Origin of the sequence: Amycolatopsis circi (assembly GCF_003385235.1) — a bacterium.
Taxonomy (GTDB): Bacteria; Actinomycetota; Actinomycetes; order Mycobacteriales; family Pseudonocardiaceae; genus Amycolatopsis; species Amycolatopsis circi.
In genome coordinates this window covers 1-14,911 of sequence record NZ_PQIA01000062.1, presented here as the reverse complement: position 1 = coordinate 14,911, position 14,911 = coordinate 1, and the positions used below count along the sequence as shown (strand labels likewise).

Annotated in this window: 11 protein-coding genes and 1 pseudogene; 6 read left to right on the top strand and 6 right to left on the bottom strand. The window is 69.6% G+C overall.

The window, feature by feature from the left end:
* Positions 1-106: 106 nt before the first annotated feature.
* Complete coding sequence (locus tag D0D37_RS24810) at positions 107-841, bottom strand: LysR substrate-binding domain-containing protein (RefSeq protein WP_116202966.1); 735 nt, start codon at positions 839-841, stop codon at positions 107-109.
* A 190-nt stretch (positions 842-1,031) separates the two neighbouring features.
* Positions 1,032-2,948 (bottom strand): 1-deoxy-D-xylulose-5-phosphate synthase, encoded by a 1,917-nt coding sequence (dxs, locus tag D0D37_RS24805; protein WP_116202965.1) that lies wholly within the window; start codon positions 2,946-2,948, stop codon positions 1,032-1,034.
* Between the two features lie 209 nt (positions 2,949-3,157).
* On the opposite strand from dxs, the gene D0D37_RS24800 reads away from it, so the two are divergent.
* Genes D0D37_RS24800 through D0D37_RS24790 form a run of 3 tightly spaced genes read left to right on the top strand, consistent with a single transcriptional unit; the run spans position 3,158 to position 7,736 of the window.
* On the top strand, positions 3,158-4,627 hold the full coding sequence (locus D0D37_RS24800) for an aldehyde dehydrogenase family protein (protein ID WP_116202964.1): 1,470 nt from the start codon (positions 3,158-3,160) through the stop codon (positions 4,625-4,627).
* Between the two features lie 32 nt (positions 4,628-4,659).
* Entirely contained in the window at positions 4,660-6,186 is a 1,527-nt protein-coding gene (locus D0D37_RS24795; RefSeq protein WP_116202963.1) for an APC family permease, read from the top strand.
* The gene (locus D0D37_RS24790; RefSeq protein WP_116202962.1) at positions 6,183-7,736 is read left to right on the top strand and encodes a GMC family oxidoreductase; all 1,554 of its coding nucleotides are present in this window, start codon (positions 6,183-6,185) and stop codon (positions 7,734-7,736) included. The genes D0D37_RS24795 and D0D37_RS24790 overlap by 4 nt, the downstream gene beginning before the upstream one ends.
* Positions 7,737-8,564: 828 nt before the next feature.
* On the opposite strand, the gene D0D37_RS24780 is transcribed toward D0D37_RS24790, so the two are convergent.
* Positions 8,565-9,755, bottom strand: coding sequence for a class I SAM-dependent RNA methyltransferase (locus tag D0D37_RS24780; protein WP_116202961.1), 1,191 nt, complete (start codon positions 9,753-9,755; stop codon positions 8,565-8,567).
* A complete protein-coding gene (locus D0D37_RS24775) occupies positions 9,752-11,800 on the bottom strand; it encodes an APC family permease (protein ID WP_116202991.1) in 2,049 nt (682 codons plus the stop codon). Before D0D37_RS24775 ends, D0D37_RS24780 begins: the two co-directional genes overlap by 4 nt.
* Before the next feature lie 96 nt (positions 11,801-11,896).
* Between D0D37_RS24775 and D0D37_RS24770 the strand changes: the two genes are divergently transcribed.
* Together D0D37_RS24770 and D0D37_RS24765 are read left to right on the top strand one after the other, a co-directional pair.
* Positions 11,897-12,562, top strand: coding sequence for a potassium channel family protein (locus D0D37_RS24770; protein WP_116202960.1), 666 nt, complete (start codon positions 11,897-11,899; stop codon positions 12,560-12,562).
* Complete coding sequence (locus D0D37_RS24765) at positions 12,562-13,218, top strand: potassium channel family protein (protein WP_116202959.1); 657 nt, start codon at positions 12,562-12,564, stop codon at positions 13,216-13,218. Before D0D37_RS24770 ends, D0D37_RS24765 begins: the two co-directional genes overlap by 1 nt.
* Positions 13,219-13,275: 57 nt before the next feature.
* Here the strand turns inward: D0D37_RS24765 and D0D37_RS24760 are convergent, their stop codons facing one another.
* Together D0D37_RS24760 and D0D37_RS24755 are read right to left on the bottom strand one after the other, a co-directional pair.
* Positions 13,276-14,022: a DUF3159 domain-containing protein gene (locus tag D0D37_RS24760; RefSeq protein WP_425266967.1), complete on the bottom strand. Its 747-nt coding sequence runs from the start codon at positions 14,020-14,022 to the stop codon at positions 13,276-13,278.
* A 9-nt stretch (positions 14,023-14,031) separates the two neighbouring features.
* Positions 14,032-14,412, bottom strand: a complete 381-nt coding sequence (locus tag D0D37_RS24755; protein WP_116202958.1) for an OB-fold nucleic acid binding domain-containing protein — start codon at positions 14,410-14,412, stop codon at positions 14,032-14,034.
* 104 nt (positions 14,413-14,516) lie between these two features.
* On the opposite strand from D0D37_RS24755, the pseudogene D0D37_RS24750 reads away from it, so the two are divergent.
* A pseudogene (locus tag D0D37_RS24750) lies at positions 14,517-14,911 on the top strand (alpha/beta hydrolase); the annotation flags it as partial.

Here is a 14,911-nt window from a genome sequence, read left to right as displayed (position 1 = left end):
GCTCGATGCTATCGTGTTCCTCGAACGCCCCAGGGTCGCCTCTGCTTGCAAGCGCCTGGGGCTCCTTATTTTCCGCGATTGCTGACCGGAACGACATCAGCCGTGGTCAGGACCTTCTCGGAACTGCGGGCAATACCCAGCCTGGACGGCTCCACCGGGCCGACAGGATCGTGTCTGCCAACGCCGCTGCCGAACCCCGTGCCGTTCCCCGGTGGCTCAGCACGAACGTCACCAACCCCGGAGCAGGCAGCCCCGCGACCGGGACCAGCCCGTCCGGGACCACGGACACCGCGAACAAGCCGGCGCCGAGCCCGGCTTCGAGCGCGAACCGCAGGCCGTTAAGCCGGTCGCTGACGCAGCCGATCCGCCACTGGACACCGTTGCGGCGCAACGCGTCCAGTGCGCGAGCCCGGGTGACGCTCGGCTCCGGGTAGAGGACGAGCGGCAGCGGTTCGCCCGGGACCAGTTCCAGCCACCACCACACACGAGCGGGTCCCGCCGCACGCCCTGCCCGGAGTCGCCGCTTAGCCAGCACCAGGTCGAGGTCTCCGTCGGCGAGCCGGGAATGCAGCACCTCGCTCAACTCGACCGACAGTTCGAGGTCGATTCCCGGATGCGCGCCGCGGAACCCGGCCGAGCAGGAAGTCCTCGCACACCCGAACCGGGCCCGCCGCGCGGGCCCGGTTCGGGAGAAATAGCGCAGTGCGCGATCCTGCTGATCAAGAATGCCGCGAGCGAAGCCGGTCATCGTCTCACCGTCGCCGGTGAGCCGCACGCTGTGCGTGTCGCGCTCGAACAGGAAGCCGCCGGAAGACCTGGCACACTTCGAGAATGAAGACACTGGAGATCTGTAACTGGATCCCGGACATCGACCAGACCTTCACCGCCGAAACCCCGTCGAAGGGCTAGCTGTTCCGGCAGCGGGCAGTCTCCCTGCGCCGAACCCGGAAAAATGGCGGGTCCCAGCCCCGGGAACCCGCCATTCAACTGCTCAACCAGCGAGTCTTCTTCCAGCCCACGCCACTCGCCGCTCAGGCGCGCGGCTTCTGCCCCGCGGTCTCTTCGACGTCCGAGCCCAGCCGTCCCGAGGCCCATTCCGTGATTCGCCTCGCCACGTCCTGGGCGGTCAGGCCGATTCGGTCCAGCACCTCGGCGCGGGTTCCGTGGTCGTGGAATGCCTGCGGCACCGCGAGATCCCGCAGCGGGACGTCGCATTCGGCGTCGCGCAGCACCGCCGCCAGGGCTGAGCCGAAACCGCCGTGGCGGCCGCTGTCTTCGACTGTCACTACGAGTTTGTGCTGTTCCGCCAGCGCGACCAGTTCGGCGGGCACCGGGACCACCCAGCGCGGGTCTGCGACTGTCACGCCGATGCCTTGGTCAGCAAGGCGGTCCGCGGCCGACAGTGCCAGTTGCGCGAACGGGCCTACCGCGACGAGCAGCACGTCCGTCGAGCCCGAGGGGCGGCGCAGCAGGTCGACCGTGCCGATCCGCTCCACCGCGGGCACGTCCGGGCCGACGCTGCCCTTCGAGAAGCGCAATGCGGTCGGGCCGTCCTGTACTGCGACTGCCTCGCGCAGTTCCTCGCGCAGGGTTCCCGGGTCGCGCGGCGCGGCCACGCGCATGCCCGGCACCATGCCCAGCAGCGACAGGTCCCACATGCCGTGGTGGCTCGGGCCGTCCGGGCCGGTGATGCCGGCGCGGTCCAGCACGAACGTCACCGGCTGGCGGTGCAGCGCGACGTCCATCAGCACCTGGTCGAACGCCCGGTTCAGGAACGTCGAATAGAGCGCGACGACCGGATGACAACCGCCCATCGCGAGGCCGGCCGCGGACGTCACCGCGTGCTGTTCGGCGATGCCGACGTCGAACCAGCGGTCCGGGAAGCGCTCGGAGAACTTCTCCAGACCGGTCGAGCGCAGCATCGCGGCGGTGATCGCCACGACGTCCTCCCGCTCCTCGCCGATCTTCGCCAGCTCGTCGCCGAACACGCCGGTCCAGCTGGGGCCCTTCACCGGCGGCAGGCCGGTCTCCGGGTCGATCGGGTCGGTCTGGTGCATCTGGTCGGCCTGGTGGTTCACCGCCGGCGCGTAGCCGTGGCCCTTCTCGGTGACCACGTGCACGATCACCGAACCGCCGAACGCCCGCGCGCTCTGGAACGCCTTCTCCAGCGCCACGAGGTCGTGCCCGTCGACCGGGCCGAGGTACTTCAGGCCGAGGTCGGAGAACATCACCTGCGGGCTCAGCGCGTCCTTGATGCCAGCCTTGGCGGCGTGCAGCGCCGCGTAGATCGGCTTGCCCACCACCGGGGTACTGCGCAGCAGTTCGCGCCCGCCGTCCAGCAGCCGCTCGTAGCCCGGCTGCAGGCGCAGCGACGCGAGGTGGTCGGCCATCCCGCCGATGGTCGGCGAGTACGACCGGCCGTTGTCGTTCACCACGATCACGACCGGGCGATCCTTGCGCCCGGCGATGTTGTTGAGCGCCTCCCAGCACATGCCGCCGGTGAGCGCGCCGTCGCCGACCACCGCGATCGCGTGCCTGCGCGGGCCGCCGGACAGCTCGAACGCCTTCGCCATTCCGTCCACATAGGACAGTGCGGTGGAGGCGTGGCTGTTCTCCACCAGGTCGTGCTCGCTCTCGCCGCGGCAGGGGTACCCGGTGGGGCCGCCCTGCTGGCGAAGCAGGTCGAAGTCGACGTGTCGCCCGGTGACGATCTTGTGCACGTACGCCTGGTGCCCGACGTCCCACACGATCGCGTCGCGCGGCGAGTCGAACACCCGGTGCAGCGCCAGCGTCAGCTCGACGACGCCCAGGTTGGGGCCAAGGTGCCCGCCGCTGCGGCGGACCTTGTCCACGAGGAAGTCCCTGATCTCGGCCGCCAGCTCGCCGAGGTCCTCGACGCTCATGCGCTTCAGATCCGCCGGTCCGTGCACCGAGTCCAGCATGGTCACCGCTCCACCTCGCCCGTTTCTTCCTCCGCCGGTTCCGGCCAGTCTACGGACGCGCGCCACCTCGGTCCGGCCGCCCGCGTCCCGGATCACAGCTCCGAGGAGAACGCAACTCCACGAGCGGGGAAGATCACCAGCCCGGTCAGTCAAGTCGCGGTCACCCCGCGTGGCCGTGATAATCCCGGACGGACCCCCGACCTCGAGAGGACTCCATGGCGGACTTGTACATCGGCGGCGAATGGGTGGACGCGCGTGCGGGCGGGCGACGCGAGATCCGGTGTCCCGCGGACGGCAGCCTGGTCGCCGAGGTCGCCGAAGCGACCGCGGAAGACACCGAGGCCGCCATCGCCGCGGCGCGCCGGGCATTCGACACCGGCCCGTGGCCCGGCACCCCGGCCGGCGAACGCGGAAACCTGCTGCTGCGCGCGGCCGACCTGCTCGACCGCGACGCGGAGGAGTTCGCCCGCGCCGAATCGCTGGACACCGGCAAACGCCTGGTCGAAAGCCGTTACGACATGAGCGACATCGCGGCTTGCCTGCGTTATTTCGGCAAGCTCGCGGGCAACGACGCGGGCCGGGTCGTGGACACCGGCAGCGCGGACTCGTTCAGCCGGATCGTGCACGAACCGGTCGGCGTGTGCGGCCTGATCACCCCGTGGAACTACCCGCTGTTGCAGACGGTGTGGAAGATCGCCCCGGCGCTGGCCGCGGGCAACACGTTCGTGCTCAAACCGAGCGAGCTGACGCCGCACACCTCGGTCCTGTTCATGCGGCTGCTCGCCGAGGCCGGACTGCCCGGCGGCGTCGCGAACCTGGTGCTCGGCGCGGGCCCGGCCGCCGGAGCCCCGCTGTCGGAGCACCCGGACGTCGACCTCGTGTCGTTCACGGGCGGGCTGGCCACCGGACGGGTGATCGCGGCGAACGCGGCGGCGACGGTGAAGAAGGTCGCGCTCGAACTCGGCGGAAAGAACCCGAATGTCGTGTTCGCCGACGCGGATTTCGAGACCGCCGTCGACTACGCGCTCACCGCGGTGTTCCTGCACTCCGGGCAGGTTTGCTCGGCGGGCGCGCGGCTGATCATTCAGCGCGAATGGCACGACGAGTTCGTCGACGAGCTGGTGCGTCGCGCGGAGCGGATCCGCCTCGGCGGCCCTTTCGACGAGAACGCCGAGACCGGGCCGCTCATCTCCGCCGCACACCGCGAGAAGGTGGAGCGCTACGTCGCGACCGCCATCGAGGAGGGCGCGGTCCTGCGCACCGGCGGCAAGCGTCCGGACGACCCGGCGCTGCAGGACGGCTTCTACTACCTGCCGACAATCCTCGACAACGTCCAGCAGGGCAGCACCGCGGTCGTCGAAGAGTCCTTCGGCCCGGTGCTGACCGTGGAGACGTTCACCGACGAGGACGACGCGATCCGCATCGCCAACGACACCCACTACGGCCTGGCCGGCGGCGTGTTCACCCAGGACGCCGCCCGCGCCCAGCGCGTCGCGAACCGGCTCCGGCACGGCACGGTGTGGATCAACGACTACCACCCGTACCTGCCGCAGGCCGAATGGGGCGGCTACAAGCAGTCCGGCTTCGGCCGCGAACTCGGCCCGACCGGACTTGCGGAATACACCGAGGTCAAACACATCCACCAGAACCTGAAGCCTGGTCCCCAGCACTGGTTCTCCGGCTGATCCCCCTCCCCCACCGAAAGGAACTTCCGCCCTTGAGCGACACCGGCGATCGCGAACTCGGCGAATTCGGCTACACCAACCAGCTCAAGAGAACGCTCGGCAGTTTCCACACCTTCGCTGCCGGCATCAGCTACATCTCGGTGCTGACCGGGGTGTTCCAGCTGTCCTACCTCGGCCTCTCCGAGGGCGGTCCGGCCTACTGGTGGTCCTGGCCCGCGGTATTCATCGGGCAGCTGATGGTGGCTCTCTGCTTCGCCGAACTGGCCGCGCAGTACCCGGTCGCCGGGTCGGTCTACAACTGGGCGAAGAAGCTCAGCAACCCGCACATCGCGTGGATGGCCGGCTGGATGATGCTGCTGGCCTCGATCGTCTCGATCTCCGCGACCGCGCTCGCCTACCAGCGGACGCTGCCGCAGATCACGTCGTTCTTCCAGTTCATCGGCGACGGCACAGGCACCAGCGACGCGGCCAACGGTGTGCTGCTGGCCACCGTGCTGATCGTGTTCACCACGCTGATCAACGCGTTCGGCGTGAAGCTGATGGCGCGGATCAACAGCGCGGGCGTGTTCGTCGAGCTGCTGTTCGCGGTGCTGCTGGTGGTGTTCCTGGCGTTCCACTTCGTCCGCGGCCCGTCGGTGGTGACCCAGACGAACGGCACCGAGGCCGGGCATTCGTCCGGCTACCTCGGGGCTTTCCTGATCGCCGGCATCGCCTCCTCCTACGTGATGTACGGCTTCGACACCGCGGCCTCGCTCGGCGAGGAATCCCTGAACCCGCACCGGAACGCGCCGAAGGCGATCCTGCGGGCGCTGGTGGCCTCCTTCGTGCTCGGCGGGCTGATCATCCTGTTCGCGCTCATGGCCGTGGGCAACATCCACGCGCCGGAACTCGGCACGGTCGGCCTGCAGTACGTGCTCACCGACGCGCTCGGTCCGGCGATCGGACGCGTGTTCCTGTTCGTCGTGTTCATCGCGATCACGGTGTGCGTGCTGGCGGTGCACACCGCGGCGATCCGGATCGCGTTCGCGATGGCCCGCGACAATGCGCTGCCCGGCGGCCGGAAGCTGGCGCGGGTCAACAAAACGACCGGCACCCCGGTGCTGCCCGCGATCGTGATCGGCGTGCTCGCGGTCGCGCTGCTGGTGCTGAACATCAACTCCACGCAGATCTTCTCGGCCGTGACCAGCCTCGCGATCATCCTGATCTACCTGTCCTACCTCCTCGTGACCGTGCCCATGCTGATCCGCCGGCTGCGCGGCCGCTGGCCGCGCGAGGGCACCCCGGCCGGCCGGTTCTCCCTCGGCCGCTGGGGCCTCCCGGTGAACGTGCTCGGGGTGCTGTGGGGCGGCGCGATGACGATCAACCTGGCCTGGCCCCGCAACGAGATCTACAACGCGTCCCCTCCCTACCACTGGTATCTGCAGTGGATTTCGGTGTTGTTCGTCGGCGTCTTCGCGGCCGGCGGCTTCGCCTATTACTGGTTCGTGCAACGGCACAAGGTCGGAGTGCTGGCGGACCACGCCGCCGCCTCCGCGCCCGACGAGGAGGTTTCCCGGTGAGCGCAAGCGAGTTCGACTACGTGGTGGTCGGCGGCGGCACGGCCGGATCGGTGGTGGCCGCCCGGCTGTCGGAGGATCCGGACGTGACGGTCTGCCTCCTCGAAGCCGGACCGTCCGACACGGACATACCGGAGGTGCTGGAGCTGACCCGCTGGATGGGCCTGCTGGAATCCGGCTACGACTGGGATTACCTCGTGGAGCCGCAGGAAGCGGGCAACTCCTACCTGCGCCAGGCCCGCGCCCGCGTGCTCGGCGGCTGCTCGTCGCACAACTCGTGCATCGCGTTCTGGGCCCCTTCCGAGGACCTCGACGAATGGGCCTCGATGGGCCTGCCGGGCTGGTCCGCCGCCGACGTTTTCCCGCTGTACAAGCGGTTGGAGACCAACGACGGCCCCGGCGACCACCACGGCCGCTCCGGACCGGTCACCATCCGGTCGGTCCCGCCGAACGACCCGGCCGGCGCGGCGCTGCTGTCCGCGTGCGACCAGGCGGGCATCCCGACGACGGAGTTCAACTCCGGCAAGACGGTCACCCACGGCGCGAACTGGTTCCAGATCAACGCCCGCGAGGACGGCACCCGGTCCTCGGCGTCGGTGTCCTATCTGCACCCGATCATGGGCAAGCGGCCGAACCTGGAGATCCGCACCGGCCTCCGGGCGAGCCGGCTGCTGTTCGACGGCCGCCGCTGCACCGGCGTCGAGGTGCTGGAGCCGGACCTGATCCACCACAGCCGGATCACCGCGCGCCGCGAGGTCGTGGTCAGCTCCGGCGCGATCGACACGCCGAAACTGCTGATGCTGTCCGGCATCGGGCCCGCCGAGCACCTGCGCGAGGTCGGCGTCGAGGTGCTCGTGGACTCGCCGGGCGTCGGCTCGAACCTCGAGGACCACCCCGAGGGCCTGGTGATGTGGGACGCCCTGCAGCCGATGGTCACCGAATCCACGCAGTGGTGGGAAATCGGCATCTTCACCATGACCGAGGACGGCCTGGACCGCCCGGACCTGATGTTCCACTACGGCTCGGTCCCGTTCGACCTGAACACCGTCCGGCACGGCTATCCGACGACGGAGAACGGCTTCTGCCTCACGCCGAACGTGACGCGCAGCCGATCGCGGGGCACGGTGCGGCTGCGCACCCGCGACTTCCGCGACAAGCCGCGCGTCGACCCGCGCTACTTCACCGACGAGTACGACATGCGCGTGATGACCTACGGCGTGAAGCTCGCCCGCGAGATCGCCGCGCAGCCCGCCCTCGACGAATGGGCCGGCGTGGAACTCGCGCCGGGCCGCGACTGCAAGACCGACGACGAGATCGCCGACTACCTCCGCAAAACGCACAACACCGTGTACCACCCGGCGTGCACGGCCCGGATGGGCGCGGACGGCGACCCGGAGGCGGTCCTGGACGCCCGCCTGCGCGTCCGCGGCGTCGACGGCCTGCGGGTGGCCGACGCTTCGGTGATGCCGTTCCTCGTCACGGTGAACCCGTGCATCACGACGATGGCGATCGGCGAGAAGTGTGCGGACATGCTCAAGGAAGACCGGAGCTGACCTTCGAGCGGGTGGTGGTGTCCCAGCGGGCGCGACCACCCGCTCGCCGCGGGCAACCCGGCCCGTCAGCAGAGCACCTGCCATTGCCAGCATTTTGCGCAGAATCATGTCCACCCCTCGCTTCGACCTCCGGCCCGTTGCCGGAGCGCGCACCCTCCTCGATGCACATCAGGTCAGTCGCCAGCGAGCAGTGCCAAGGTTCTCGCGTAATCAAACTGTTACTAAAAGTCACCACCACACGCCCGGACCGGCCCGCGCTCAAGGCGCAGATTTCGTTTCGGGACAGGCAATCGAGACCCGAACTCACACCGAGCCGAGACGCACGCCGAAACCGTCCGCCCGCACCGAACGGGCCGCGAGACCGCGTAGGCAAGAACCGCGGCCGAACCACGGCACGGACGTAGACTTCCTTGCGGGACAGGCAATCGGGCGCTCGCGTGGGCCGGAGCGACCGCCGCGGTGGGCGTCGGCCTTGCCCTGCCGACCGCGCACTACCTGCCGTCGCACCTTCCACCCGGCACGGCGGAACCCGACCTGATCTCGGCCTCCGCCTGGCCTGCGCGGGAGCATGAGCGCTCGCGTTCGCACTGGCAGTCCTGACCCTGCGCCGACACCAAGCCGAACCGCTGGCCTTCACCACCCTGACCGGCCTTGCGACAGCCGGAATCCTCCTGCGCTACCTCGTGATCACGCTCCCCGGCGCGAACCGGCTGGCCCCGTCCGCCGACGTACAGCCAGCGGCCGGGGCCTGGGTCAGGCTCGCGTCGGGACTGGTCTTAGCCGCGACCGGACTCGCCGCGGCGGCTGCCGCCCAACGAGCCCGGTAGATCACTGCAGCAGCGCGACGCACTCCACGTGATGCGTCATCGGGAACGCGTCGAAAGCCCGCAAATCCGTCAGCGAATACCCGTGCTCGGAGAAGAACTGCACGTCCCGCGCCAACGCCGCCGGGTCGCAGGCCACGTAGACGATCCGGTCCGGCTCGCCGGCCGCGATCGCGTTGACCACCTCTCGACCGGCTCCCTTGCGCGGCGGGTCGAGGACCACGACGTCGACCGGCGTCGGCGCGTCCCCGATGAGGTGTTCCACGCGCCCGGAACGCCAGCTGACCTGCGGCAGGTCGGAAAGATTGCGCTCGCCCTCGGTCACCGCGCGCCGGCCGGATTCGATCGCCAGCACCTGCCCGTCCGGGCCGACCTGCTCGGCCAGCACCGAAGCGAACAGCCCGACCCCGGCGTACAGATCCCAGGCGACCCCGCCGCTCGGCGCGTCGGCCCATTCCCGGACAAGCTCCGCGAGCGTGTCCGCCGCGTGCGGGTGGACCTGCCAGAATCCGTGCGCGTCGAGCCGCCAGTCCCGCCCCGCCGCGTGCTGGATCGCCATGCCGCCGGACAGCTGCTTGCCCTGCGTGCGCCCGCGCACCGTGACGAGTTCGCGCAGGTGGAGGTGGTTGTCGCCGTCGCTGGTCGCTTCCAGTTCGACGCCCGGCCGCCAGCGCTTGCCCAGCGCGGCGTCGAGCGAGCCCGGCACCGCGATCGGGCAGTCGTCGATCGGGATGACGCGGTGGCTGTGATGCGCGCGCAACCCGGCCCGGCCGTCCTGTCCGGCGACCAGCCGCACCCGGCTGCGCCAGCCGAGCGGGCCGCCGTCGAGCGGCTCCACGACCACCTCGCGCGTGATCCCGGCAAGCCGCTGCAGCTGTTCGGCCACCACCGCGGCCTTCAGTTCACGCTGGTAGGCCGGTTCGGCGTGCTGCCAGTCGCAACCCCCGCAGCCGCCCGGTGCGGCGAGCGGACACGGCGGCGTCACGCGATGCTCGGACCCGCTGAGCACCTCGATCGCGTCGGCCCGGCAGAACGAACCGCCCTTGTCTTCGGTCACTTCGGCCCGCACGCGTTCGCCGGGCAGCGCGTGCCGTACGAACAGCACTCGTCCGTCCACACGCGACACACAGTGCCCGCCGTGCGCGACTGGACCTACTTCCAGTTCCAGTACGCGGCCTAGCCAGCTGTCGCTCATTCTGATGTTTCCTTTGTCGCAGGGGCTGGCTTCTTGGCATCCGCCGGTCGAGGGGTGCCGGGAGTGAATCCGCGCCGGACGTCACCGGCGGAGGGGCGGGCCTTGCGCATCCGCGCGGCCGCCTTCTGCGACGACTCCAGCTGCCACGGCACGCTCGCCACCACCACGCCCGGCTGGAACAGCAGCCTTCCCTTGAGCCGCAACGCACTCTGGTTGTGCAGGACCTGCTCCCACCAGTGCCCCACGACGTACTCGGGAATGAACACCGTGACGACGTCGCGCGGGTTGGCGCCGCGGACCCGCTTCACGTAGTCCAGCACCGGCTTCGTGATTTCCCGGTACGGCGATTCGACGACCTTCAGCGGCACCTTGAACTTGTGCGCTTCCCATTCCTGGGTCAGCGCGCGGGTGTCGGCATCGTCCACGTTGACCGTGACCGCCTCGAGGACGTCCGGGCGCATCGCCTTGGCGTAGGCCAGCGCGCGCAGCGTCGGCCGGTGCAGTTTGGACACCAGCACGATCGCGTGGTTGCGCGAGGGCAGCACGGTCGGCGCGTCGCCCATGTCCTTGAGTTCCTCGGACACCCGGTCGTAGTGCTTCCGGATCGCCGTCATCAGGGCGAAAATCGCCACCATCGCGGCGATCGCGATCCACGCGCCGAGCAGGAACTTCGTGATCAGCACGATCACCAGCACGATGCCGGTCATGGTGAGGCCGACCGCGTTCACCGTCTGCGAACGGCGCATCCGCCGCCGGGCCGCCGGGTCGGTCTCCTTGGCCAGCAACCGGTTCCAGTGCCGGATCATGCCCGCCTGGCTCACCGTGAACGACACGAACACGCCCACGATGTACAGCTGGATCAGCCGGGTGACCTCCGCGTCGAACGCGATGATCAGCACGAGCGCGAAGGCCGCGAGGAACAGGATGCCGTTGGAGAACGCGAGCCGGTCGCCGCGGGTGTGCAGCTGCCGCGGCAGGTAGCGGTCCTGGGCGAGGATCGAGCCGAGCACCGGGAAGCCGTTGAACGCGGTGTTCGCGGCCAGCAGCAGGATGATGCCGGTGGAGAACGAGATGTAGTAGAAGGCGGGCGGGAAGTTCTCGAACACCGCGTGCGCGATCTGCGCGACGATCGTCTTCTGCTCGTAGCCCGCGGGCGCGCCGGCCAGCTGCCGCGCCGGGTCCTCGGCGAAGTTCACCTTCGTGACGACCGCGAGCGTGATGATCCCGACGAGCATCGTCACCGCGAGCACGCCCATCAGCAGCAGCGTGGTGGCCGCGTTCTTCGACTTCGGCTTGCGGAACGCGGGCACGCCGTTGCTGATCGCCTCGACCCCGGTCAGCGCCGCCGCGCCGGACGAGAACGACCGCAGGATCAGGAACACGAACGCGACGCCCGCCCAGCTGCCTTCCTCGTGCAGCGTGAAGCCCGCGCTCTCGGCGCGCATCTCGGTGCCGGTGGCGGTCTGGAACAGCCCCCACACGACCATGATCAGGATGCCGGCGATAAAGCCGTAGGTGGGAATGGCGAACGCTTTGCCCGATTCGCGCACCCCGCGGAGATTGAGCGCGGTCAGCACGGCGACGATCACCACGGCGGTGATCACCTTGTGGTTGGCCACCCACGGGATCGCCGACCCGATGTTGGCCACCCCGGACGAGGTGGACACCGCGACGGTCAGCACGTAGTCGACCAGCAGCGCGCTCGCCACTGTCAGGCCGAACTTCCCGCCGAGGTTGGTGGTCGCGACCTCGTAGTCGCCGCCGCCGCTCGGATACGCGTGCACGTTCTGCCGGTACGACGCCACGACGACGAGCATGACCAGCGCGACCGCGACCCCGATCCACGGCGCGAAGGCGTACGCGGACAGGCCCGCGACGCTCAGCGTCAGGAAGATCTCCTCCGGCGCGTAGGCCACGCTGGACAGCGCGTCCGAGGCGAAAATGGGCAGCGCGATGCGCTTGGGCAACAGAGTGTGGGAGAGACGGTCACTGCGGAACGGACGCCCTAGGACCAGCCGCTTCAACACGGTCGGGAACTTCGACACCACGAGAGCCTAACTGGGTCGGCGCAAGGTAGGTTCGGCGCTGGTGTCCGAGGGTACCCACGACCGGGTCATCCCCACCCTGCGAGGAGGCTAAGCGTGCACGTGGTGATCATGGGATGCGGCCGCGTCGGCGCGTCTCTGGCCGCGGCGCTGGAGCGGCTCGGCCACGACGTGGCCGTCATCGACAAGAACCAGCAGGCGTTCCGCAGGCTGGGCAGCGACTTCCACGGCCAGCAGGTCGTCGGGGCGGGTTTCGACCGCCGGGTGCTCGTCGAGGCCGGGATCGAGCGAGCGGGCGCCTTCGCGGCCGTGTCGAGCGGCGACAATTCCAACATCATCTCCGCGCGGGTCGCGCGCGAGAACTTCGGCATCGAGCACGTGGTCGCGCGGATCTACGACCACAAGCGCGCCGCGGTGTACGAACGGCTGGGCATCCCGACCGTCGCGACCGTGCCGTGGACGACCGACCGGTTCCTGCGCACCCTGCTGCCCGACGGCGTCGCCTCCGCGTGGCGGGACCCGTCGGGCAACGTCGCGCTGCTGCAGCTGCCGCTGCACGAGGGCTGGGTCGGGCGCAGCGTGCACGAACTGCAGGAGACCACCGGCGCGCGGGTGGCGTTCATGATGCGCTTCGGCACCCCGGTGCTGCCGGACGCGAAGACCGTCGTGCAGGCCGACGACGACGTGTGGGTGGCGGCGCGATCGGGCACCGTCGGAGACGTGTCGAGCCTGGCCGCTCGCGCCCCCGAGGAGGAGAACTGATGCGGGTCGCGATCGCGGGCGCCGGAGCCGTCGGGCAGTCCATCGCCACCGAACTCATCGACGGGCGCCACCAGGTGATGCTGATCGAGCGCGACGCCGACCAGTTCGAGCCGGAATCCGTTCCGCAGGCCGACTGGGTGCTCGGCGACGCGTGCGAGGTGTCGATCCTCGAGGAGTCCGGCATCGAACGCTGCGACGTCGTGATCGCGGCGAGCGGCGACGACAAGGCGAACCTCGTGGTGTCGCTGCTGGCGAAGACGGAGTTCGCGGTGCGCCGCGTGGTGGCGCGGGTGAACAACCCGGCCAACGAATGGCTGTTCACCGACGCGTGGGGCGTCGACGTGGCCGTGTCGACCCCGCGGATGCTCGCCGCGATGGTCGAGGAGGCGGTGAGCGTCGGCGATCTGGTGCGGCTCATGACGTTCCGGCAAGGGCAGGCGAACCTGGTGGAGCTCACCCTGCCGGAGGAGACGCCGCTGGCGGGCAAGCCGGTGAGCGAACTGGCGCTGCCGCGCGACGCGGCGCTGGTGACCATCCTGCGCGGCGACCGGGTGATCGTGCCGCAGCCGGAGGACCCGCTGGAGGCGGGCGACGAGCTGCTGTTCGTCGCGACCTCGGACGTCGAGCCGGAGATCCGCACGGCGCTGGGCTACTGAGACGTACGAAAAGGGGGCGGGCCCGCGGTTGGGCCCGCCCCTTTTTCATGCGTCAGATCAGGTCTCGGTGGTCGGCGTCTGCGCGTACTTCTCTCGCAGCCGCGCCTCCACCTGCGCGTCGGTCTCCGGCTCCGGTTCTTCTTCGGCGAGCGCCTTCAGCCGCTTGTCGGAGCGGCGCACCGCCCAGACGACCACCAGCAGCCCGATCGCGTACAGCGGGTAGCCCATCGCGATCTTGGCGAACGCGAGCCAGCCGGTCTGGTTGCCGTCGTACAGCCAGCGCTGCACCACGAACCGGGCGGCGAAGATGACGGCCATCGCGAGCGTCGCGACGTCGTAGCCGTAGCGCGACGGCTTGTCCTTGCGCCAGGCGGTGCCGTTGCCGTTGAGCGCGTTCCAGACGACGCCCGCCAGCGGCCAGCGCACCAGCACCGAGATCACGAACACGGCGCAGTACACGAGGCTCGCCCAGATGCCGAAGAGGAAGAAACCCTTCGCGGACCCGGTGCGGAACGCGATGAACGCCGCGATCGCGACGCCGAAGAATCCCGAGATGGCCGGCTGCAGCGGCTCCTTGCGCACGACGCGCAGGACGGTGATCGCCACCGCGCTGCCGATCGAGCCCCAGATCGCCACGGTGAGCCCGAAGAACGCGTTCAGGAGCACGAACACGATGACCGGCACAGAGGAATAGAACAGGCCGGAAACCCCGCCCATCTGCTCCATCAGCGTCGGCTGCCGCTCTTCGTCGCCCCCGTTTCCGGGCGCGTCCTTCTCGTCGTGGGGAGGAGCGGGTTCAGTCACGAGCGTTGATCACCCTACCGGGCTCTGGAGTTCGTAATACGGGTTGTAGAGCACCTTCTGCCCGTCCCGTTCGGCCATCCGGCCGCGCACCTTGACGGTGCGGCCGGGCTCGATGCCGGGAATCCGGCGCCTGCCCAGCCAGATTAGCGTCACGCCTTGCGTGCCGTCGAACAGCTCCGCTTGCAGCGAGGCGGGCCCGTCGGTGGGCGACAGCTCGACGCTGCGCAGCCTGCCGAGCACCGTCACCTCTTCGCCGGACCGGCAGTCACAGGCGCGCTGCGCGCCTTCGGCACCCGACCTCTCGGACATCTCGTCGGCGTCGAGGTCCTCGACGTCGCTGGTCAGCTTGCGAACCAACCGGCTGAAGTAGCCGCCTTCCTTGGCGGACATGGTGTGCTCCTGTGCTCCGGGGCCCCCGACTTCGTTCGGCCCTTGCGTGTTCCAGCGTAGCTGTGGTCCCAGTCAGGGAAACGGGTTTGCGGCAAGATCGCAACGTGACGTCCGCAATCCGTATCCCGGCCGCTGTCCTGCTGCCCGGTACCGGCTCTGACGAGGTCTTCGTGCGCTCGGTGTTCGGGGGGCCGATGGCCGCGCTGGGAGTGCCGATGATCACGCCCGCGCCGGTTGCCGGGGCAGGTCTCGCGGAGGCGTTTTTGGCGGAGCTGGACCGTCTCGCTGACCGGTACGGGACCTTGCTGGTGGGCGGGATTTCGTTCGGGGCACATCTCGCGGCGGAGTGGGCGGTGGCGAATCCCGGGCGTTGCGGGGGGCTGCTTGCGGCGCTCCCGGCTTGGAATGGGGAATCCGGGTCTGCGCCCGCGGCGCTGGCTGCGACGGTTACAGCGGATCTGGTGGCTGATGCGGGGGTGGAGCGGGAGTGGGCTGGGGC

Excerpts from the sequence above, each read along its gene's own strand:
- D0D37_RS24800 (WP_116202964.1), top strand. The coding sequence starts at position 3,158 with ATGGCGGACTTGTACATCGGCGGCGAATGGGTGGACGCGCGTGCGGGC.
- D0D37_RS24780 (WP_116202961.1), bottom strand. The coding sequence starts at position 9,755 with ATGAGCGACAGCTGGCTAGGCCGCGTACTGGAACTGGAAGTAGGTCCA.
- D0D37_RS24765 (WP_116202959.1), top strand. The coding sequence starts at position 12,562 with ATGCGGGTCGCGATCGCGGGCGCCGGAGCCGTCGGGCAGTCCATCGCC.
- D0D37_RS24755 (WP_116202958.1), bottom strand. The coding sequence starts at position 14,412 with ATGTCCGCCAAGGAAGGCGGCTACTTCAGCCGGTTGGTTCGCAAGCTG.